A 21,349-nucleotide genomic window follows, 5' to 3' on the forward strand; every position below is an offset into this window, starting at 1 on the left:
GTAGTGGAGCAGTGACCGAACCCGTACGTGTAGAGGTGAAGACCGCAAGTCCTTACCCGGTCGTGATCGGCCGCGGCCTGCTCGGTGATCTCGTTGCCGAGTTCGACGGCGCGCGCACTGTCGCGATCTTCCATCAGCCGCCGCTGGCAGAGACCGCGGAGGCCGTACGGGCTGCGTTGGCGGAGAAGGGAATCGACGCCCACCGTATCGAGATCCCCGATGCCGAGGACGGCAAGGATCTTGCTGTGGCGGGCTTCTGCTGGGACGTGCTCGGCCGGATCGGCCTGACTCGCAGCGACGCGATCATGAGCTTGGGCGGGGGAGCGGCGACCGACCTCACCGGCTTCGTCGCGGCTACGTGGATGCGCGGTGTCAAGGTAGTTCACGTCCCCACCACCTTGCTCGCGATGGTCGACGCAGCAGTGGGCGGCAAGACCGGTATCAACACCGAAGCGGGCAAGAACCTCGTCGGTTCGTTCCACGAGCCGGGAGCGGTGTTCATCGATCTCGCGACGCTCGAGACTGTGCCGCACAACGAGATCGTTGCAGGCATGGCCGAGGTCATCAAGACCGGATTCATCGCCGACCCGGTGATCCTGGATCTCATCGAAGCCGATCCCAAGGCAGCTCTCGATCCGTCGGGAACTGTTCTGCCCGAGTTGATTCGGCGCTCCGTAGAGGTCAAGGCCAAGGTCGTGGCCGCGGATCTGCGCGAGTCGGATCTGCGCGAAATCCTCAACTACGGCCACACCCTCGGCCACGCGATCGAACGTCGTGAGCGCTACAAGTGGCGCCACGGTGCCGCTGTCTCCGTCGGCCTGGTCTTCGCTGCCGAACTCGGACGGCTCGCGGGCCGACTCGACGACGCCACCGCGGATCGTCACAAGTCGATCCTCGATCTCGTCGGGCTGCCGACGTCGTACGACGGTGATGCGTTCGGCGATCTGATGAAGGGAATGCAGACCGACAAGAAGAACCGTGCCGGGCTGCTGCGTTTCGTGGTCCTCGACGGACTGGCCAAGCCGGGTCGCCTCGAGGGGCCGGATCCGAGTCTGCTGGTTGCGGCGTACTCCGCGATTGCCCGCGATGCGCGGCCGGCCGGCGGAACGGTCCTGCTGTGAGGATCAACGTCGTCAACGGACCCAATCTGGGGCGTCTGGGTAAGCGTCAGCCCGAGGTCTACGGCGCGACCACACACGACGATCTGATCGAATTGTGCGTCGCGGCAGGCAAGGAGCTCGGCGTCGAGGTGATCGTCCGTCAGAGCGATCACGAAGGTGATCTGCTCGGCTGGATCCACGATGCGGCGGACGCGGGGGAACCGGTGATCCTCAATGCCGGTGGCTTGACGCACACGTCGGTGGTCCTGCGAGATGCATGCGCCGAACTGACCGCAGGTCTCGTCGAGGTACACATCTCGAACGTTCATGCGCGAGAAGAGTTTCGGCACCACTCCTACCTGAGTCCGATTGCGACCGGAGTGATCGTCGGACTCGGCGTCGCCGCGTATCCGCTGGCGATCAGGTTCCTCGCCGAGCGAGGCTGAACGAGGCAAGTCGAAAAAACAGTCACACGAATGCGGCCCCGAGGAGAATATCCTCGGGGCCGCATTCGGTTGTGTGGACGGCGGGCGTTACTGCTCGCGCTTGCCCAGATCGATCGCTGGGAAGACCGCGGTATCGGCGTCGGATTCCTCGACGGACATGGCGGCTCCGCTGTATGCGTGCTGCTCGGTGGGGGAGTCGTAGCCCTCGCTGACGGGCACCGGTTCGTGGTGACGCTCATGGGACGGGGTCTGCGGAGCTGTTCCGTTCTTGCGCTGTTCACGGCTGACGAAGAAGCGTCCGACGGTGATGGCGATCATGGCGGGGACGAAGATGAGAAGGATCGTGAACGCCGCACCGGAGGTCACCTCGAAGAACAAGCCCTGCTGGGTCAGTTCGAGGGAGGGGACGAGGCTGAGTGCCCAGCTGGCAGCGCCGGCGACGAACCCGCCGACCAATGCGGCCTTGAGCCACAGCATGGTCAGATCGGCGCCGTCCTCGGGTTCGGGGAAGTTCCGGCGGTCACGAATGCCGTCGATACCACCCCAGATCGCGGCGAAGACGATGACGATCAACAGGGACAGCCAGCGCAGGGTGGACCCCTGAAGTGGCCACTGTGCGATCGCTGCACCGAGCAACGCACGAAACACAACATGTATCAGGGCCATGCCGAGGCCACGTACCAACCACGCATTCATGGGTACAGCCTAACTAGAACCCATTACACCTTGTGGCCTAACCCACACTTATTGCTGTAACCGCGAGTTTCGAGTTGATCGGCAGGTCTGCGCGGGCGGTAGGTTCGAGGGATGCCGGTCGACTTCAGAACACGCCGTGAATCCCTCAGACGCCTCCTCTCGGAGCGCGAACTCGACGCGATTCTCGTCACAGATCTCCTCAACATCAGATACCTCACCGGTTTCACCGGTTCCAATGCGGCGCTCGTCGTCAGTGCATCGGATTCAGCGTCCGACGAGCGTGAGACGGTGATCTGCACCGACGGCCGCTACGTGACGCAGGTGTCAGAGCAGGTGCCGGACCTTCGGGCCGAAATCGCCCGTTCGAGTGCTGCGCACTTGATCGAGAAGTCCACGGCGCCCGTTCTCGCGTTCGAGTCACATGTGGCGACGTTCGCCGAACATCGGGCTTGGACCGAAGCAGCGCCGAAGATCCGGTTCGAACCGGTGAGCGGACTCGTCGAACAATTGCGCATGGTCAAGGACGAGTACGAGGTGGAGTTGTTGCGAGCCGCGTGCACCGCAGCCGATGTCGCGTTGGCGCAGTTGATCGCTCGCGGTGGTCTGCGACCTGGCCGAACGGAACGAGAGGTCGGCCGCGAGCTGGAAAATCTGATGCTCGACAACGGGGCGGACGGTATTTCCTTCGAGACGATCGTGGCGGCCGGCGCCAACTCGGCGATTCCGCATCACCGACCGACCGATGCGATCCTGGCGTCGGGTGACTTCGTCAAACTCGACTTCGGCGCCCAGGTCGGTGGGTACCACTCGGACATGACAAGGACCTACGTGCTCGAGTCCGTTTCCGATTGGCAACGGGAGATTTACGAGCTCGTCGCGCGTTCGCAAGCTGCCGGTTGCGACGCGCTCGCGCCGGGTGTCGAATGTGCGGCAGTCGACGCCGTCGCCCGTGCGGTGATCGACGATGCAGGCTACGGCGAGTTGTTCCTGCACGGCCTCGGCCACGGTGTGGGGCTCGAAATCCACGAAGCACCGGGGATCGGCAAGCTCGGCACCGGTACACTTCTTTCCGGCGCGGCGGTGACCGTCGAGCCGGGCGTGTACTTCTCCGGGCGCGGAGGTGTACGGATCGAGGACACGCTCGTTGTTCGTGAGCAGGGGCCAGAGCTGCTCACACTGACCGCAAAAGTCCTTACCGTCGTCTGAGACGGTTTCCCGACCCCTAGGAGACGCGAAGCAAGTGGCTTCCACCAGTGATTTCAAGAATGGTCTGGTTCTGCAGATCGAAGGCCAGCTGTGGACGATCATCGAGTTCCAGCACGTCAAGCCCGGCAAGGGCCCTGCCTTCGTGCGCACCAAGCTCAAGAACGTGCTCTCGGGCAAGGTAGTGGACAAGACGTTCAACGCCGGTGTGAAGGTCGAGACCGCCACGGTCGACCGTCGTGACATGACGTACCTGTACCACGACGGCAGCGACTACATCTTCATGGACGGCGACACCTACGACCAGGTGTCGATCAGCGAATCCACCGTCGGCGACCAGTCGCGTTTCCTGCTCGAGAACATGGCAGTCCAGGTCGCGACCCACGAAGACGTTCCCCTCTTCGTCGAGCTTCCGGTCACCGTCGAGCTCGTCGTCAAGCACACCGATCCGGGCCTGCAGGGCGACCGCTCCACCGGCGGCACCAAGCCTGCGACCCTCGAGACCGGTGCCGAGATCAACGTCCCGCTCTTCATCAACACCGGTGACAAGCTCAAGGTCGATTCTCGTGACGGCAACTACCTCGGGCGTGTGAATTCCTGAGTGTCCGGCACACATAAGAAACTCGGTGCACGCCACAAGGCGCGCAAGCGTGCCGTCGACTTCCTCTTCGAAGCCGAGGCACGTGACCTCGATCCGGTCGCACTGGCGTCGGAGCGTTCTGATCTGTCCGTCAAGGACGACGCGGTAGCACCCGTCGCGGCCTACACCGTCACGTTGGTGTCCGGCGTTGCGGAGAATCTGGACCGGATCGATCAGGTCATCTCCTCGCATCTGCAGGACTGGACGCTCGAGCGTCTGCCCGCCGTCGACCGTGCGATTCTGCGTATCGCCGTGTGGGAGCTCTTCCACGCGACGGACGTTCCGCCGGTTGTCGCCGTGGACGAGGCCGTCGAACTCGCGAAGCAGCTCTCGACGGACGACTCTCCGGGATTCGTCAACGGAATCCTCGGCCAGGTCGTTCTCGTTGCGCCGCAGGTTCGATCGGCTGCGGCCGCGACCTCCCAGCGCGCGCAGGAATCGGATTCGGGTACCGAGTAGCAAGTTTTGTTCCACCACCGCCGTGCGAGTGTCACCGTGCGCGTTGTGTGTCTGCACACAACCGGTCGGAGTCGCTGCTCGCACGGCGGGATCAGGTCTGTCGGCTGATAGGGTGGGGACCGTCAGACATCCTTTAACGATCCGTCCAGTGAGGCGGAGAAGGAGGTCGCTGCATGAGCGTGCCCGAAGGGTCTCGCCCATCCGATCTTGCAGGTCCAGGTAACTCGAAGGCGCCGGTCGGTGCCGAGGCAGGTAGCGAAACCCGCGAATTGTTGTCCGCCCAGGATGTGGGCCGGACCATCGCGCGGATCGCTCACGAGATCATCGAGAAGACCGCACTCGACGGACCCGAGGGAACTGCCCCTCGTGTGGTCCTGATCGGGATCCCGACGCGTGGAACCACCCTCGCCACGCGACTGCGCGCCAAGATCGAAGAATTCTCCGGTGTGCGTCTTCCCATCGGATCTCTCGACATCACCCTCTACCGCGACGATCTCCGGAACAAGCCGCACCGCCCGCTCGAGCGCACGTCCGTCCCCGAGGGTGGCGTCGACAATGCGCTGGTCGTTCTCGTGGACGACGTCCTCTTCTCCGGTCGCACCGTGCGCTCGGCACTTGACGCGTTGCGCGATCTGGGCCGCCCCCGCGCGGTCCAACTCGCAGTGCTCGTGGATCGTGGTCACCGCGAACTCCCGCTGCGCGCCGACTACGTCGGCAAGAACGTCCCGACCGCGAGGTCCGAGGACGTCAAGGTTCTCCTCCAGGAGCACGACGGCAGGGAAGCGGTAGTCATCTCCGGGGGTAAGAGCGCGTGAAGCACCTACTTTCCATCGCGGACCTCGATCGTGAGTCCGCGGTAGAACTTCTCGACGAGGCAGAACGGTTCGAGCAGGCACTTCTGGGACGAGAGGTACGCAAGCTCCCGACGCTGCGCGGACGCACGGTCATGACGGTGTTCTTCGAGAACTCGACGCGCACCCGGGTGTCTTTCGAGGTGGCAGGCAAATGGATGAGTGCCGACGTCATCAACGTCAGCGCATCCAGTTCCTCGGTGTCCAAAGGTGAATCCCTGCGCGATACCGCGATGACCCTGCGCGCGGCCGGTGCCGACGCACTCATCGTGCGCCACCCGGCTTCGGGTGCCGCCCACCAGATCGCGAAGTGGACCGGAGCGGCCGACGACGGTGGCCCGGCAGTCATCAACGCAGGTGACGGCACGCACGAGCACCCCACTCAGGCGCTTCTCGACGCTTTGACCCTTCGCCAGCGTCTCGGCGACATCGAGGGCAAGCGGATCGCCATCGTCGGCGACATCCTGCACAGCCGTGTCGCCCGCTCCAACGCACTGCTGCTCTCGATGCTCGGTGCCGAGGTTGTTCTTGTTGCGCCGCCGACACTGCTGCCGGTCGGTGCGCACACGTGGCCGGTCACGGTTTCGCATTCGCTCGACGCGGAACTGCCCGGACTCGACGCGGTGCTGATGCTGCGGGTTCAGGCCGAACGCATGAACGGTGGCTTCTTCCCGTCGCAGCGCGAGTACTCGATCAACTACGGCCTGTCCGAGAAGCGGCTGGCGATGCTGGCCGATCACGCGGTGGTCCTGCACCCCGGCCCGATGCTGCGCGGCATGGAGATTGCATCCGCCGTTGCCGATTCCTCGAAAACCGCTGTACTGCAACAGGTTACCAACGGCGTACACATGCGCATGGCTGTCTTGTTCCGACTGCTGGTCGGGTCGGAGGACGGTGCGCTGTGACCAGAAACGAGAACGGAGAATCACCCGTGAGTGTCCTGCTCCGCGGAGTCCTGATCTACGGAGAAGGTGAGCCCACCGACGTACTCGTCGGCGACGGCACGATCCTCGAGATCGGCGTGGACCTCGATCCGGCCACGGCATCCGAGGTGATCGATGCCGGCGGGCAGATCCTGCTTCCCGGCTTCGTGGACCTGCACACACATCTGCGTGAGCCCGGCCGCGAAGACACCGAGACCATCGAAACTGGAAGCTCGGCAGCGGCTCTGGGTGGATACACCGCGGTCTTCGCGATGGCCAACACGAGTCCCGTCGCCGATTCGGTGGTCATCACCGATCACGTCTGGCGACGCGGGCAGGAAGTCGGCCTCGTCGACGTCCACCCCGTCGGCGCAGTCACAGCGGGCCTGGAAGGCAAGCAACTCGCCGAGATGGCGACCATGGCCGCAGGCGTCGGCAAGGTCAAGATGTTCTCCGACGACGGCCACTGCGTCTACGACCCGCTGATCATGCGTCGCGCGCTCGAATACTCCAGCTCACTGGGCGTCCTGATCGCCCAGCACGCGGAAGAGCCGCGTTTGACCGTCGGTGCGGTCGCCCACGAGGGCCCCACGGCCGCGCGTCTCGGCCTGGCCGGATGGCCGCGAGCAGCCGAAGAATCGATCGTGGCCCGCGACGCACTGCTCGCGCGTGACGCCGGCGCCCGCGTTCACATTTGCCACGCCTCCACGGCCGGAACCGTCGAACTCGTGAAGTGGGCTCGCAGCCAAGGGATTTCGATCACCGCCGAGGTCACCCCGCATCACCTGCTCCTCGACGATTCACGGCTCGAGACGTACGACGCGATCAACAAGGTCAACCCGCCCTTGCGTGAGGCCAGTGATGTTGCCGCGCTGCGCAAGGGTCTGGCCGAGGGAATCATCGACTGCGTCGCGACCGACCATGCTCCGCACGCCGAGCAGGACAAGTGCTGCGAGTTCGCAGCCGCTCGCCCTGGAATGCTCGGCCTCGAGACCGCACTCTCGATCATCGTGCAGACGATGGTCCAGCCCGGCCTGTTGGACTGGCGCGGTGTTGCCCGGGTCATGAGCGAGCGCCCCGCGGCAATCGTCGGCCTCGACGATCAGGGCCGTCCCATCGAGGTGGGGGAGCCCGCGAACCTGACATTGGTCGATCCGTCGGCCGAGTGGACGGTCCACGGTCCCGACCTGGCGAGTGTCGCGCATAACACTCCGTACGAGTCGATGACATTGCCCGCTCGGGTCACGACCACACTGTTACGTGGCCGCATCACCGCACACGACGGGAATGTGCGGCTGCGGAGTAGCGAGGAGTAGCGCGTCATGGACAGAGCACTGTGGATCATCGGTCTGGCGATCTTCTGGGTCGCGATGATCGGCCTGATGTACGTCGGCTGGCGTGGACGCGCTCGACGCCAGAAAGACAAGATCGGCGAACTGCCGACGGTCCCGGCAACCCTGGGTGAACTGCTCGTCCTGCCGACCACCGGCCTGTACGTCGGCAGCACCATCGCACCCAGTTGGCAGGACCGTATCGCCGTCGGCGACCTCGGTTTCCGCGCCACCTGCGAGATCAGCCGCTACAGCGGCGGAATTCTGGTCGAGCGTGACGGCGCGTCGGCCATCTGGATTCCGGAGAAGTCGATCCGCGCGATCCGCACGGAGAACGGTCTTGCCGGCAAGGTCATGAGCAAGGACGGCGTCCTGGTGATTCGCTGGGAATTGCCGAGCGGAACCGAGATCGACACGGGCGTGCGCGGTGACGACAAGACGGTTTATCCGGACTGGGTCAAGCCGGTGACTGCTTCGAACAAGACCGCTTCGAATAAGACGAATGACAACGAAGACGCAAGCTCTGGCGACATCGAGCAGAACGGAAAGAACGCATGAGCGGCTTTGGCAACAGCCCCGCAGTACTGGTCCTCGAAGACGGACGGGTGTTCCGCGGAACCACCTTCGGTGCGGTTGGACAGACCCTGGGCGAAGCGGTGTTCAGCACCGGCATGACCGGCTACCAGGAAACGCTCACCGATCCCAGCTACCACCGCCAGATCGTGGTCTCCACCGCGCCGCAGATCGGCAACACCGGCTGGAACGACGAAGACGACGAGTCGGTCGGACCGACCGGCGAGCGTGCCGGCGCGAAGATCTGGGTTGCCGGGTACGTCGTTCGTGACCCCTCGCGCGTCACCTCGAGCTGGCGTGCAACTGGTTCGCTGCAGGCCAAGCTCGAAGAGCAGGGCATCGTCGGAATCGCCGGGATCGACACTCGTGCCCTGGTTCGCCACCTGCGTACTCGCGGTTCGATGAAGGCCGGAATTTTTTCCGGTGAAGCCATCGCCGCCGATGACGAACTGGTCCGACGGGTTCAGGATCAGCCGACCATGCTCGGCGCCGATCTTGCCGGTGAGGTCAGCACCACCAGCGGCTACGTCGTCGAGCCGAAGGGCGGGGAGGCGCTGTACACGGTTGCCGCCATCGACCTCGGTATCAAGACCAACACCCCGCGCATGTTCGCCGAGCGCGGTATCCGCGTCCACGTGTTGCCGTCCAACGCGAGTCTCGAACAGATCCTCGACCTGAAGGCCGACGGAGTGTTCCTCTCCAACGGTCCCGGTGACCCAGCCACCGCCGACGGCGCAGTCCACCTCACGAAAGAGGTCATCGGACAGGGCTTGCCACTGTTCGGTATCTGCTTCGGTAACCAGATCCTGGGCCGCGCCCTGGGCCTGAGCACCTACAAGATGAAGTTCGGCCACCGCGGAATCAACATCCCGGTGATCGAGCATCAGACCGGTCGCATCGCGATCACCGCTCAGAACCACGGCTTCGCGCTCGAAGGCGAAGCCGGTCAGGAATTCGACACCCCGTTCGGCCGCGCGGTGGTCAGCCACACCTGCGCCAACGACGGAGCCGTCGAAGGTGTTCGCCTGCTGGACGATTCGGCCTTCTCGGTGCAGTACCACCCCGAGGCGGCAGCCGGCCCGCACGACGCCGCGTACCTCTTCGACCGCTTCACCAGCCTGCTCTCCGCACGGAAAGAAACCGGAGTCAAGAACTAATGCCACGCCGTACAGATCTCAAGCACATCCTGGTAATCGGCTCCGGTCCGATCGTCATCGGTCAGGCCTGCGAGTTCGACTACTCGGGCACCCAGGCCTGCCGCGTCCTCCAGGAGGAGGGCCTGCGCGTCAGCCTGGTCAACTCCAACCCGGCCACCATCATGACGGACCCCGAGTTCGCCGACGCCACGTACGTCGAGCCGATCACGGCCGAGTTCCTCGAGAAGGTCATCGCCAAGGAAGCCTTGCAGGGCAACAAGATCGACGCCGTCCTCGCGACGCTCGGCGGTCAGACTGCGCTCAACGCCGCAGTGGCGCTGCACGAGCAGGGCATCCTCGAGAAGTACGACGTCGAACTGATCGGCGCCGACTTCGACGCCATCCAGCGCGGCGAGGATCGCCAGAAGTTCAAGGACATCGTCGCCAAGGTCGGTGGCGAATCCGCGAAGTCCGCAGTTTGCTACACGATGGACGAAGTACACGCCACGGTCGCCGAACTCGGTTACCCGGTTGTCGTGCGTCCGTCCTTCACCATGGGCGGCCTCGGTTCCGGCATGGCGTACGACGTCGACGATCTCAACCGCATCGCCGGTGGCGGTCTGGCCGCGTCGCCGACGGCGAACGTCCTGATCGAGGAATCCATCCTCGGCTGGAAGGAATACGAACTCGAGCTCATGCGCGACAGTCGCGACAACGTCGTGATCGTCTGCTCCATCGAGAACGTCGACCCGGTCGGTGTCCACACCGGAGACTCGGTCACCGTCGCCCCGGCGATGACGCTGACCGACCGCGAGTACCAGGCGATGCGCGACCTTTCCATCGACATTCTGCGTGAGGTGGGCGTCGACACCGGCGGCTGCAACATCCAGTTCGCGATGGACCCGAAGGACGGCCGCCTGGTCGTCATCGAGATGAACCCGCGTGTCTCCCGCTCGTCGGCTCTGGCGTCGAAGGCGACCGGTTACCCGATCGCGAAGATGGCGGCCAAGCTTGCCATCGGCTACACGCTCGACGAGATCGTCAACGACATCACCAAGGAAACCCCGGCTTGCTTCGAGCCGACGCTCGACTACGTCGTCGTCAAGGCTCCGCGGTTCGCTTTCGAGAAGTTCCCCGGTGCCGACGGAACTCTGACCACCACGATGAAGTCGGTGGGCGAGGCCATGAGCATCGGCCGCAACTTCACCGAGGCTTTCGGCAAGGTCATGCGTTCGCTCGAGACCAAGCGTGCGGGTTACTGGACCGGCGCCGACATCGAGACGGAGAGCCTGGATGCACTGCTCGCCGATCTGAGCGTTCCGCAGGACGGCCGCATGTACGGCATCGAGAAGGCATTCGCGCTCGGCGCAACTGTCGAGCAGCTCTTCGACGCCACCAAGATCGATCCGTGGTTCCTCGACCAGTTCCAGCAGATTCACGAGCTCGGTGAAAAGCTGCGCGCTGCAGAGTCTTTCGACGAGGCTTCCCTGCGTCAGGCCAAGTACCACGGCATCTCGGACCGCCAGATCGCGGCTCTGCGCCCCGAACTCGGTGGTGACACGCACGCAGGTGAGGACGCCGTTCGCGCTCTGCGTGATCAGCTGGGCGTGCGCCCCGTCTACAAGACCGTCGACACCTGCGCCGCAGAGTTCGAGGCCAAGACGCCGTACCACTACTCGACCTACGAGCTCGATCCCGAGGCCGAGTCCGAAGTTGCTCCGCAGACCGAGCGACCCAAGGTTCTGATCCTCGGATCCGGCCCCAACCGCATCGGTCAGGGCATCGAGTTCGACTACTCGTGTGTCCACGCGGCGCAGACGCTGTCCGAGGCCGGGTACGAGACCGTCATGGTCAACTGCAACCCCGAGACCGTCTCCACGGACTACGACACCGCTGATCGCCTGTACTTCGAGCCGCTGACGTTCGAGGACGTCTTCGAGGTCTACCGCGCGGAGGCGCAGTCGGGCACCGTTGCCGGCGTCATCGTCCAGCTCGGCGGCCAGACCCCGCTCGGACTGGCGAAGCGTCTCGAAGCTGCCGGCGTCCCCATCGTGGGAACCAGCCCCGCAGCCATCGACCTGGCGGAGGACCGCGGCGAATTCGGTCGCGTACTGACCGAAGCCGGTCTGCCTGCACCGAAGTTCGGTACCGCCACCACGTTCGACGGCGCCCGCGAGATCGCGGCAGGTATCGGCTACCCGGTGCTGGTGCGTCCGTCGTACGTGCTCGGTGGTCGCGGCATGGAGATCGTCTACGACGAGGCTTCCCTCGCCGACTACATCTCGCGCGCCACGGAGATCTCCGACGATCGTCCGGTCCTGGTCGACCGCTTCCTCGAAGACGCGGTCGAGATCGACGTCGACGCTCTGTGTGACGGCACCGAGGTGTACCTCGGCGGCGTCATGGAGCACATCGAGGAAGCCGGCATTCACTCCGGTGACTCGGCGTGTGCGCTCCCGCCCATCACTCTGGGCCGGGCGGATCTCGAGAACGTCCGCCGCTCCACCGAGGCTCTCGCGAAGGGCATCGGCGTCAAGGGCCTGCTCAACGTCCAGTACGCCCTCAAGGACGACATCCTCTACGTGCTGGAAGCAAATCCCCGCGCCAGCCGCACGGTTCCGTTCGTGTCCAAGGCGACGGCCGTCCAGCTGGCCAAGGCATGCGCCCGCGTCATGCTCGGCGAATCCATCGCGGAACTGCGTGCGAGCGGCATTCTGCCGGCGAAGGGCGACGGCGGAAACACCCCGGCCGGTGCACCGATCGCGGTCAAGGAAGCTGTGTTGCCGTTCAACCGCTTCCGCCGCGCCGACGGTACCGGCGTGGATACCTTGCTCAGCCCGGAAATGAAGTCCACCGGTGAAGTCATGGGAATCGACTTCGACTTCGGTACGGCTTTTGCCAAGTCGCAGACTGCCGCCTACGGTTCGTTGCCCACCACGGGCGCGGTGTTCGTCTCGGTCGCCAACAAGGACAAGCGTTCGCTGATCTTCCCGGTCAAGCGCCTGGCAGACCTCGGATTCACCATTCTTGCCACCGAAGGAACCGCAGATGTTTTGCGGCGCAACGGTATCGAGTGCAAGCAGGTGTACAAGCAGTCGGGTGAAGATGTTCCGGCCGGTGCCGAGACCATCGTCGACCAGATCCGCAGCGGCGAGGTCGCCATGGTCATCAACACGCCGTACGGCAACAACGGCCCGCGTGTCGACGGCTACGAGATCCGAAGCGCAGCGGTTGCGTCGAACATCCCGTGCATCACGACGGTGCAGGGCGCCTCGGCTGCCGTGCAGGGCATCGAAGCAGCCATTCGCGGCGACATCGGAGTTCACTCCCTGCAGGAATTGCACGCAGGTCTTCGTCAGCCGGCACAGCAGTCGTGAGTCACAGTTGGGGGCATCGTCTCCGGTCCGCGATCGCGGACCGGGGGCGGCTGTGCGTCGGTATCGACCCGCATCCCGCGCTTCTCGACGCGTGGGGACTGCCGCGTACGGCCGAAGGTCTCGAGACTTTCGCCGAGATCTGCGTCGAGGCGTTCACCGGTGAGGTCGGACTGGTCAAACCGCAGGTTGCGTTCTTCGAGGCTTACGGCAGCGCCGGCTTCGCCGTGTTGGAGCGAACCATCTCGGTTCTTCGCGATGCGGGAACGCTGGTCGTCGCGGATGCCAAGCGCGGTGACATCGGTTCGACGATGGACGCGTACGCGCAAGCCTGGTTGGGTGATTCGCCGTTGGCCTCCGACTCGGTCACCGTTTCGCCGTACCTGGGATTCGGGGCGCTGACTCCGACACTCGAACTGGCACGGCAGAACGCCCGCGGGATCTTCGTCCTGGCACGAACCTCCAATCCGGAAGGCGGCGTACTTCAACAGTCGTCGACTGACGGTGTGAGCGTGGCTCAGTCGATCGTCGACGCTGCGGTCGATGCGAACGTCGACGGCCGTGACACCGTCGGACTGGTGGTCGGTGCAACTCGGGACCACGGTCTGGACCTGTCGCAGTTCAACGGCCCGATTCTCGCTCCGGGACTCGGCGCGCAGGGTGCGACGGCAGCGGATCTCGCAGACATCTTCGCGGGATCGACCGAGCTCCTGCTGCCGAACACTTCCCGCGGGGTGCTCAAGCATGGTCCTTCGGTATCGGCACTTCGGGAGGCAGCAATGCGTGACCGAGACGAGATCGAAGCCGCATTGGCGAACTGATCCGTGAGTGACCTCGAGGCTCGTTCGAGCGGTGGAACCCGGTGGTACCGTCCGTCGGTGAATCGTTGGTGGCAGATCGGACTTCTCGTCGCGGCGTGCGCGCTGCTGGCCACCGGGTTCCAATCCGTCACCGGCGTACACGGCGACGATCTTGCCGTGTACCGGACAGCGGGTCAGGCCGTCCTCGACGGCTCGAACCTGTACGACGAGTCGTTCAACGCGAGATTGCCGTTCACGTATCCGCCCTTCGCTGCGCTCGTCGCCGTTCCCGTCGCATTGGGTTCCTGGGGTGCGGTCCAGTGGGGATGGAGTTTCGTCAGCCTCCTGATGCTGGCCGCGATCATCGTGCTCAGCTATCGCGAAGTCCCGTTCACACGTAAGCGGCCAGTCGTCGTCTACGTGGGTTTCCTGGTCCTGTGGACGGCGGCATCGCCGATCTCCGATCACCTCGGGTACGGCCAGGTCGGGTTGTTTCTGACTCTCCTGTGCTTGATCGACGTGCTGGCTCGACCACGGTGGATTCCCGAGGGTGTGCTGGTGGGGATCGCCGGCGCGGTCAAACTGGTGCCACTCGTCTACATCGGTTACTACGTGATCACCGGGCGCTGGAAAGCAGTTGCGGGCGGCCTCGCCGGCTTCCTCGGCGCCACGGCTCTGGGCTTTGCGGTTCTCCCGCGCCAGACGATCGACTACTTCGGCGACATCGCCTCACTCTCGGGGCGCGTCGCCGTCGGTGACCCGTCCGTGTTCGGTAACCAGTCCGTGCGTGGAATGGCCTTGCGGCTACTTCCCGAGGGCCTGGTGGGTCCGGCGTGGCTCGTCGCCTGTGCGGTGTTGGGTGTCCTCGGAATTGTCGCGACGCGGCGCGCTCAGCGCCTGCGGGGCGATCTCGCCGGTTTCACGGTGGTGGCTCTGCTGGCGGCAATCGTGACTCCCATTGCCTGGACGCACCACTTCGTGTGGTTGGTGCCGGCGGTGGGTGTACTCCTCGTTCCGATCAAGTCGGGCGTGGGGGAGGGCACTCGATCGGTCCCTGTGTGGTCCTGGATCGCGATCGGTCTCACCGCTGTCGTAGTGCTGTTTCGGCTTCCTCGAGTCGGCGCGGACATGGATATCCCGGTAGTCGGCTTCGTGCTGGAGAATTCATTGCTCTGGGCGAGCCTCGCGGTAGTGCTCGCTCTGGCCGCCCCCGGCGTGAGTCGCATCGAACCCGAGACGGTCGACGCCGGCGATCCGAAATCGTCGCTGCAGACCTGAAAACGGGCCGCGACACGCGCATAGGCGCCGAAAATGCTCGAAAATTTTGGATGTGTCGGCGACCACGTTCATTCCCGCAGGTAACGATTTCGCACACTCGCACGGGGGTGTCGCACGCTATGGGTCGAAATACATTGTGTTACAGTCTATTTCGGTACTGTACGCACGTTCGTGTGGCGTCGAATTCGTCTCGATCCAGCCGAAAACGGTGACGATCCGTGACATCGATTCGACGCGCATAACCCACCGCGATCTGCATCGGACCGCGGGGGGTGGGTTAGCAATTCGCGCCAGGCGTGAGTACGGTCGCTATCGCTGCTGGTTATCAGCGGAATAGACAAAATTTGCACACGACGAGACGGAGGAACCGTGGCCCTTCCCCAGTTGACTGATGAGCAGCGCGCTGCTGCTTTGGAGAAGGCAGCTGCTGCCCGCAAGGCCAGGGCTGAGCTCAAGGAGCGCCTGAAGCGTGGCGGCACCGACCTCAAGCAGGTCCTCAAGGACGCCGAAGACAACGAAATCTTGGGCAAGATGAAGGTTTCGGCACTGCTCGAGGCGCTGCCCAAGGTGGGCAAGGTCAAGGCTCAGGAGATCATGACCGAGCTGGAGATTGCACCGACCCGTCGCCTTCGTGGCCTCGGTGATCGGCAGCGCAAGGCTCTGCTCACCAAGTTCGACTTCGAGGCCTGAGCCGACAAGTGATGATTGCTGACGCGGCAGTGTCTGATGATTGCTGACGCAACAGTGTCAGAGAGCAAGACCGCAGTGCGGAGGGGTCGGCTGGTTGTACTGGCCGGCCCTTCGGCTGTCGGTAAGTCCAGCGTCGTTCGCGAGCTGAGAACTCGGTTGCCTGAACTCGTTTTCAGTGTTTCGGCGACCACTCGCGATCCCCGTCCAGGTGAAGTGGACGGCAAGGACTACCGATTCACCTCCCGTGAAGAATTTCAACGGATGATCGACTCCGGTGAACTTCTCGAATGGGCGGAAATCCACGGCGGCCTGCAGCGCTCCGGCACCCCCGCAGCTCCGGTCGAAGAAGCGCTCGAAGCTGGAAAGCCCGTTCTCGTCGAGGTCGATCTCGCCGGAGCACGAGCTGTCCGCAAGGCGATGCCCGAGGCTCTGTTGGTGTTCATGGCTCCACCGAGCTGGGACGTTCTGGTGCAACGGCTGACCGGACGTGGAACCGAAACGGAAGACGTCGTGGCGCGCCGACTCGAGACGGCCCGAGTGGAATTGGCCGCACAGGACGAGTTCGACACGGTCATCGTGAACGAGGATGTAAGCCGTGCTTGCGATGAGTTGGTATCCTTGTTGGTTGGGAACTGATTCCGCACCCTTCGGGAACCGATTTCCACCCCGTTTCTCAGATATCCGGATCGATAAAACTAGTTCTTCAATGAAGATCTAATTCAGGAGACACAAGAGTGAGCAGCACTTCAGCCGCGTCCGCAGCAGGTCAGGGCGCTCTGCCTGCCTACGACACCCCGCTCGGCATCACCAACCCGCCGATCGACGAGTTGCTCGAACGCACCTCTTCCAAGTACGCCCTGGTCATCTACTCGGCCAAGCGCGCGCGCCAGATCAACGACTACTACAACCAGCTCGGTGACGGCATCCTCGAATACGTCGGACCTCTGGTCGAGCCCGGTCTGCAGGAAAAGCCGCTGTCCATCGCGTTGCGTGAAATCCACGCTGATCTCCTCGAGCACACCGAAGGCGAGTGAGCACCACATCTGCCGCACCCGAACCTCGTTCGGGTGTCGGGGGAGTGTCCGACGCGCCCACATCGATACGTAAGCGCATTGTCGTCGGTGTCGGTGGGGGTATCGCCGCGTACAAGGCGTGCTCGATCATCCGCAGCTTCACCGAGAGCGGTCATCACGTCCGCGTGATTCCGACCGAATCCGCTCTGGAGTTCGTCGGGCGCGCGACGTTCGAAGCACTCTCCGGCAACCCGGTTCACACCGGCGTCTTCAATGACGTCCCGCAGGTTCCGCATGTCCGTCTCGGACAGGAAGCCGATCTGGTCGTCATCGCGCCGGCAACCGCTGATCTGATGGCGCGAGCGGTCATGGGTCGCGCAGACGACCTGTTGACGGCCACTTTGTTGACCGCGCGCTGTCCGGTCGTCTTCGCCCCAGCAATGCACACCGAGATGTGGGAGCACCCCGCAACGGTCTCGAACGTGGCGACACTGCGTTCGCGCGGCGTCCACGTGATCGAACCTGCCTCCGGGCGTTTGACAGGGAAAGACACCGGAGCCGGTCGACTTCCCGAACCCGACGAGATCGTCGGGTTGGCATCGTTGCTCCTCGAGCGCTCGGACGCGTTGCCGCGCGACCTGGAGGGTCGCCGCATTCTGGTCACCGCCGGCGGTACTCGCGAGCCGCTCGATCCCGTGCGCTTTCTCGGTAATCGCAGCTCGGGCAAGCAGGGCTACGCGCTCGCCCGTCTTGCCGCGCAACGCGGCGCGCACGTGACACTGATCGCCGGGTACACGGCTGATCTCGCCGACCCCGCCGCTGTCGACGTCGTGCACATCAAGACGGCCGAAGATCTCCGGTTGGCAGTGGAAAAGCACGCACCGGGACACGACGGAGTCGTCATGGCTGCGGCTGTCGCGGACTTCCGCCCCACCACCGTCGAAGGCAGCAAGATCAAGAAGGGCGCAAACGAACCCGACTCGATCAGCCTCACCAGAAATGCCGACATCCTCGCCGGTCTCGTCGAAGCGCGTCGTGACGGCGACTTGGATGCTCGAACGGTGATCGTCGGATTCGCCGCTGAGACCGGTGACGCCCATGGTGACGTACTCACCTATGCCCGCTCCAAGCTTGCCCGCAAAGGTTGCGATCTCCTCGTGGTCAATGCGGTCGGCGAGGGCAAGGCGTTCGAGGTCGATCACAACGACGGTTGGTTGCTCGGTTCCGACGGCTCGGAGTCAGCTCTCGAACACGGATCCAAGGCTTTGATGGCCAGTCGAGTACTCGACGCCCTGGTCAAGCTCTTTCCCGAGTAGCGACACGCGCCCGGTGGTGAGAGTTACCCCACGATAATCGGGTGAGTACAAGGGTGTTGCGCAGGCGGTCCAACCGTTATCGTCGGCTCAGCCCCCAGCTAACAAAGCATGACAAAACGGTCACCGAACGGTGATTCGGATACTTCAATAAGCTGTAGTCAAGAACTCAGTCGTCGAGAGGGAGATCTGTGAGCAAGTCCGGCAGTCGGCTATTCACCAGCGAGTCCGTCACCGAGGGGCACCCGGACAAGATCTGTGACGCGATCAGCGACTCGATCCTCGACGCGCTGCTCACCCAGGACCCGCGCGCCCGCGTGGCCGTCGAGACACTGGTCACCACCGGCCAGGTTCACGTAGCCGGTGAGGTCACGACCACTGCGTACGCGGACATTCCGAAGATCGTGCGCGACACAGTCCTCGAAATCGGCTACGACAGCTCCGCAAAGGGCTTCGACGGTAACTCCTGCGGCGTCAACGTCGCGATCGGCGCCCAGTCGCCCGAGATCGCGCAGGGTGTCGATCACTCGCACGAGGCTCGCGTCGACGGAATCAGCGACGACGAGATCGACCGTCAGGGTGCGGGCGACCAGGGCCTGATGTTCGGCTACGCCACCACCGACACGCCGGAACTGATGCCGCTACCCATCGCGCTGGCTCATCGTCTCTCTCGCCGGTTGACCGAGGTCCGTAAGTCCGGCGTGCTGCCGTACCTGCGCCCGGACGGCAAGACCCAGGTCACCATCGAGTACGACGGTGACAAGGCTGTCCGTCTCGACACCGTGGTCATCTCCACCCAGCATGCCGCTGACATCGACCTCGACAACCTGTTGACGCCCGATCTTCGCGAGAAGGTGCTTCACTCGGTGCTGACCGACGTCAACCTCACCGATCTCGACACCTCCGATGTTCGTCTGCTGGTGAACCCGACGGGCAAGTTCGTCCTCGGTGGCCCGATGGGTGACGCAGGTTTGACCGGCCGCAAGATCATCGTCGACACCTACGGCGGAATGGCTCGCCACGGTGGCGGCGCGTTCTCCGGCAAGGACCCGTCAAAGGTCGACCGCAGCGCTGCCTACGCCATGCGCTGGGTGGCCAAGAACGCTGTTGCCGCAGGTCTGGCCGACCGCATCGAGGTTCAGGTCGCCTACGCCATCGGCAAGGCAGCTCCGGTCGGACTCTTCGTCGAAACCTTCGGCACCGAGAAGACCGATCCGGCACGGATCCAGAAGGCGATCACCGAGATCTTCGACCTGCGTCCGGGAGCGATCATCCGCGACCTCGACCTGCTGCGCCCGATCTACGCGCAGACGGCGGCATACGGTCACTTCGGTCGCACCGACATCGACCTCCCGTGGGAGAGCACCGATCGCGCCGACAAGCTGCGTAGCGCAGCTGGTCTCTGATCACTGACGTACAGACGGGGCGCGGGTGGGCGCGGAAAGAGTAGCGGCAGAAGTCGATCCGGTCGCCCGGGTGCTGCCGATGCTCCCGCTCGCTCACCTCGACCGTGAATTCGACTACCTCGTTCCTCGTGAACTCGAAGCGGATGCGCAGCCCGGAGTCCGGGTGCGCATCCGCTTCGCTGGTCGTCTGGTGGACGGTTTCATCGTCTCGCGCGAGGCGACCAGTGACCATCAGGGGAAGTTCGGCTGGCTCGAACGCGTCATCTCGTCCGAGCGGGTCTTGACGGCCGAAATCGCGCAAGTCGTCGATCGTGTGGCGGAGCGTTATGCCGGAACCCGCGCCGATGTTCTCCGTTTGGCGGTACCGCCGCGCCACGCGAAGGTCGAGGCGGAACCGTGGGAGCCCGCCGAGTCACCGTCCGCTCCTGAACCGATCGAAAATGGTTGGCATCTCTACAGATTCGGTGACGCCTTCCTGTCCGCCATTCGCGAGTCGAAAAGCCCGCGTGCGGTCTGGCAGGCGTTGCCTGGTGAAAACTGGCCACTGCGCCTGGCCGAACTGGCCGGGGCCGTAGCGGCAAGTGGTAAATCCGCGATCCTGGTTGTGCCCGATCAACGCGACCTGGACCGCGTCGTCGCCGCTTGTACCGAACTCTCCGGAGCGGATGCGGTGGTAGGTCTGTCCGCGGGCCTGGGGCCGGCCATGCGATATCGGAGGTGGCTCGCTGCACTGCGCGGGACCGCCCGGATCGTCGTCGGCACACGGAGTGCTGTTTTTGCGCCGACGCCCGAGACCGGTCTTGTCGTCGTCTGGGACGACGGCGACGACAACTTGTCCGAGCCGCGGTCGCCGTATCCACATGCCCGCGAAGTTGCCGTCCTGCGTGGCTACGTCGCCGGGTGCGCCGTCGTGATCGGTGGGTTCTCCCGTACGGCAGAAGCGCAGGTACTCGTCGACTCGGGATGGGCGCACGATCTGGTCGCTACGCGGGACGTCGTTCGTGCCCACGCACCCAAGATCACCGCGCTTGCCGACAGCGATCAAGCCTTGGCCCGCGATCCGGGAGCCAGAGCGGCTCGTTTGCCCGCTATTGCATTCGCGGCCGCCCGGCGCGCTCTGGGTGAGGGCAACGGAGTCCTGGTACAGGTGCCTCGGCGGGGGTACGTACCGACCCTGGCCTGCGGAAAGTGCCGTGCCCCGGCACGGTGCCGTCGGTGCAACGGCCCACTGGCTCTTCCCGCTGCGGCAGGTCCCGACGGCGCCGGGACACCGGCGTGCCGCTGGTGCGGGGTTGCCGATGCCGCCTACCGATGTCACGCGTGCGGGGCGAAAGCGTTGCGCGCGGTGGTGGTCGGTGCCGGCCGGACCGCCGAAGAACTCGGGCGGGCGTTTCCCGGTGTGAAAGTTGTTCTGTCCGGGGGCAGTGATGTGGTCAAGGAACTGCCACATGGGCCCGCGTTGGTGGTCTCGACAGTGGGTGCGGAGCCGGTGATGACCGGCGGCTACGGCGCCGCGCTCTTGCTCGACGGCTGGGCACTGCTCGGCCGGCCCGATCTTCGCGCCGCCGAGGAAACACTCAGACGCTGGATGTCGGCTGCTGCCATGGTGATTCCGCTGTCCGAAGGCGGTGAAGTTGTGGTTGTCGCAGACTCGGGTATCCCGACGGTGCAGGCGTTGGTCCGATGGGATCCGGTGGGGCACGCACAGTCTCAATTCGAGGAGCGGGACGAGGTCGGCTTTCCTCCGGCCGTTCACATGGCTGCGATCGACGGTGGATCCGCGGCAATTGCGGAGTTGGTGGATTCAGCTGATCTGCCGGCAAGTGCTGTACTGCTCGGACCAGTGGAATTGCCTGCGGGGGAGAGGCTTCCGTATTCCGGTGAGGACGAGAGCGGTGTCGCGCCGGAGCGAATGCTGGTCCGCGTTCCACGCAAGGACGGTCGCGGCCTTGCGGACGCTCTGGCACATGCGAGGGCCGCGCGCAGTGCGCGGAAGTCTTCGGGTCCGGTCCGCATTCAGATCGACCCACGCCGCATCGGCTGAGTTTCGAGTTGTCGGAGGAATCCTTGCGCTACCCGATATGACGATATATCGTCGAACTATCAACGATAGTGAT

Annotated in this window: 20 protein-coding genes; 19 read left to right on the plus strand and 1 reads right to left on the minus strand. The window is 64.3% G+C overall.

What is annotated here, in order from left to right; all coding sequences use genetic code 11:
- The first annotated feature begins 11 nt into the window (after positions 1–11).
- The gene (aroB, locus tag M0639_RS13955; RefSeq protein WP_003944873.1) at positions 12–1,121 is read left to right on the plus strand and encodes a 3-dehydroquinate synthase; all 1,110 of its coding nucleotides are present in this window, start codon (positions 12–14) and stop codon (positions 1,119–1,121) included.
- Positions 1,118–1,546 (plus strand): type II 3-dehydroquinate dehydratase, encoded by a 429-nt coding sequence (gene aroQ / locus M0639_RS13960; RefSeq protein ID WP_003944916.1) that lies wholly within the window; start codon positions 1,118–1,120, stop codon positions 1,544–1,546. Before aroB ends, aroQ begins: the two co-directional genes overlap by 4 nt.
- Positions 1,547–1,633: 87 nt before the next feature.
- Here aroQ and M0639_RS13965 read toward each other — a convergent pair whose 3' ends face one another.
- Positions 1,634–2,242 carry a B-4DMT family transporter gene (locus tag M0639_RS13965; RefSeq protein ID WP_019748369.1) on the minus strand — a complete coding sequence of 203 codons (609 nt, stop codon included), beginning with the start codon at positions 2,240–2,242 and terminating at the stop codon, positions 1,634–1,636.
- A 111-nt stretch (positions 2,243–2,353) separates the two neighbouring features.
- Between M0639_RS13965 and M0639_RS13970 the strand changes: the two genes are divergently transcribed.
- From M0639_RS13970 to M0639_RS14050, 17 genes are all read left to right on the plus strand, one after another.
- Positions 2,354–3,448: a M24 family metallopeptidase gene (locus M0639_RS13970; protein WP_064075332.1), complete on the plus strand. Its 1,095-nt coding sequence runs from the start codon at positions 2,354–2,356 to the stop codon at positions 3,446–3,448.
- A gap of 34 nt (positions 3,449–3,482) precedes the next feature.
- Positions 3,483–4,046, plus strand: coding sequence for an elongation factor P (gene efp, locus M0639_RS13975; protein WP_003944958.1), 564 nt, complete (start codon positions 3,483–3,485; stop codon positions 4,044–4,046).
- Positions 4,047–4,544: a transcription antitermination factor NusB gene (nusB, locus tag M0639_RS13980; protein WP_007728014.1), complete on the plus strand. Its 498-nt coding sequence runs from the start codon at positions 4,047–4,049 to the stop codon at positions 4,542–4,544. It begins immediately after the preceding gene.
- 173 nt (positions 4,545–4,717) lie between these two features.
- A complete protein-coding gene (pyrR, locus tag M0639_RS13985) occupies positions 4,718–5,359 on the plus strand; it encodes a bifunctional pyr operon transcriptional regulator/uracil phosphoribosyltransferase PyrR (protein WP_003944977.1) in 642 nt (213 codons plus the stop codon).
- Entirely contained in the window at positions 5,356–6,300 is a 945-nt protein-coding gene (locus tag M0639_RS13990) for an aspartate carbamoyltransferase catalytic subunit (protein WP_003944883.1), read from the plus strand. The genes pyrR and M0639_RS13990 overlap by 4 nt, the downstream gene beginning before the upstream one ends.
- Positions 6,301–6,326: 26 nt before the next feature.
- Positions 6,327–7,634 carry a dihydroorotase gene (locus M0639_RS13995; RefSeq protein WP_003944990.1) on the plus strand — a complete coding sequence of 436 codons (1,308 nt, stop codon included), beginning with the start codon at positions 6,327–6,329 and terminating at the stop codon, positions 7,632–7,634.
- A gap of 6 nt (positions 7,635–7,640) precedes the next feature.
- Complete coding sequence (locus M0639_RS14000; protein WP_003944773.1) at positions 7,641–8,207, plus strand: PH-like domain-containing protein; 567 nt, start codon at positions 7,641–7,643, stop codon at positions 8,205–8,207.
- Positions 8,204–9,379, plus strand: a complete 1,176-nt coding sequence (carA, locus tag M0639_RS14005) for a glutamine-hydrolyzing carbamoyl-phosphate synthase small subunit (protein ID WP_064075331.1) — start codon at positions 8,204–8,206, stop codon at positions 9,377–9,379. Before M0639_RS14000 ends, carA begins: the two co-directional genes overlap by 4 nt.
- Complete coding sequence (gene carB / locus M0639_RS14010) at positions 9,379–12,735, plus strand: carbamoyl-phosphate synthase large subunit (protein WP_003945010.1); 3,357 nt, start codon at positions 9,379–9,381, stop codon at positions 12,733–12,735. The genes carA and carB overlap by 1 nt, the downstream gene beginning before the upstream one ends.
- Positions 12,732–13,553 carry an orotidine-5'-phosphate decarboxylase gene (pyrF, locus tag M0639_RS14015; protein ID WP_064075330.1) on the plus strand — a complete coding sequence of 274 codons (822 nt, stop codon included), beginning with the start codon at positions 12,732–12,734 and terminating at the stop codon, positions 13,551–13,553. Before carB ends, pyrF begins: the two co-directional genes overlap by 4 nt.
- Positions 13,554–13,610: 57 nt before the next feature.
- Positions 13,611–14,810, plus strand: coding sequence for a glycosyltransferase 87 family protein (locus M0639_RS14020; protein ID WP_225320370.1), 1,200 nt, complete (start codon positions 13,611–13,613; stop codon positions 14,808–14,810).
- 369 nt (positions 14,811–15,179) lie between these two features.
- Entirely contained in the window at positions 15,180–15,500 is a 321-nt protein-coding gene (gene mihF, locus M0639_RS14025) for an integration host factor, actinobacterial type (protein WP_003944825.1), read from the plus strand.
- 36 nt (positions 15,501–15,536) lie between these two features.
- A complete protein-coding gene (gmk, locus tag M0639_RS14030; protein WP_003944801.1) occupies positions 15,537–16,136 on the plus strand; it encodes a guanylate kinase in 600 nt (199 codons plus the stop codon).
- A gap of 98 nt (positions 16,137–16,234) precedes the next feature.
- Positions 16,235–16,534, plus strand: a complete 300-nt coding sequence (rpoZ, locus tag M0639_RS14035) for a DNA-directed RNA polymerase subunit omega (protein WP_003944996.1) — start codon at positions 16,235–16,237, stop codon at positions 16,532–16,534.
- Entirely contained in the window at positions 16,531–17,829 is a 1,299-nt protein-coding gene (gene coaBC, locus M0639_RS14040) for a bifunctional phosphopantothenoylcysteine decarboxylase/phosphopantothenate--cysteine ligase CoaBC (protein WP_003944888.1), read from the plus strand. Before rpoZ ends, coaBC begins: the two co-directional genes overlap by 4 nt.
- Positions 17,830–18,017: 188 nt before the next feature.
- Positions 18,018–19,232 carry a methionine adenosyltransferase gene (gene metK / locus M0639_RS14045; RefSeq protein WP_003944827.1) on the plus strand — a complete coding sequence of 405 codons (1,215 nt, stop codon included), beginning with the start codon at positions 18,018–18,020 and terminating at the stop codon, positions 19,230–19,232.
- A 25-nt stretch (positions 19,233–19,257) separates the two neighbouring features.
- A complete protein-coding gene (locus M0639_RS14050; protein WP_080726519.1) occupies positions 19,258–21,276 on the plus strand; it encodes a primosomal protein N' in 2,019 nt (672 codons plus the stop codon).
- Positions 21,277–21,349: the final 73 nt, after the last annotated feature.

The organism is Rhodococcus qingshengii JCM 15477 (genome assembly GCF_023221595.1).
Lineage (GTDB): Bacteria > Actinomycetota > Actinomycetes > Mycobacteriales > Mycobacteriaceae > Rhodococcus_F > Rhodococcus_F qingshengii.

Bases quoted from the DNA above. Each gene is read 5' to 3' on its own strand.
- pyrR (WP_003944977.1), top strand. From the start codon at position 4,718: ATGAGCGTGCCCGAAGGGTCTCGCCCATCCGATCTTGCAGGTCCAGGT.
- M0639_RS13970 (WP_064075332.1), top strand. From the start codon at position 2,354: ATGCCGGTCGACTTCAGAACACGCCGTGAATCCCTCAGACGCCTCCTC.
- M0639_RS13965 (WP_019748369.1), bottom strand. From the start codon at position 2,242: ATGAATGCGTGGTTGGTACGTGGCCTCGGCATGGCCCTGATACATGTT.
- carB (WP_003945010.1), top strand. From the start codon at position 9,379: ATGCCACGCCGTACAGATCTCAAGCACATCCTGGTAATCGGCTCCGGT.
- gmk (WP_003944801.1), top strand. From the start codon at position 15,537: ATGATTGCTGACGCAACAGTGTCAGAGAGCAAGACCGCAGTGCGGAGG.
- carA (WP_064075331.1), top strand. From the start codon at position 8,204: ATGAGCGGCTTTGGCAACAGCCCCGCAGTACTGGTCCTCGAAGACGGA.
- M0639_RS14000 (WP_003944773.1), top strand. From the start codon at position 7,641: ATGGACAGAGCACTGTGGATCATCGGTCTGGCGATCTTCTGGGTCGCG.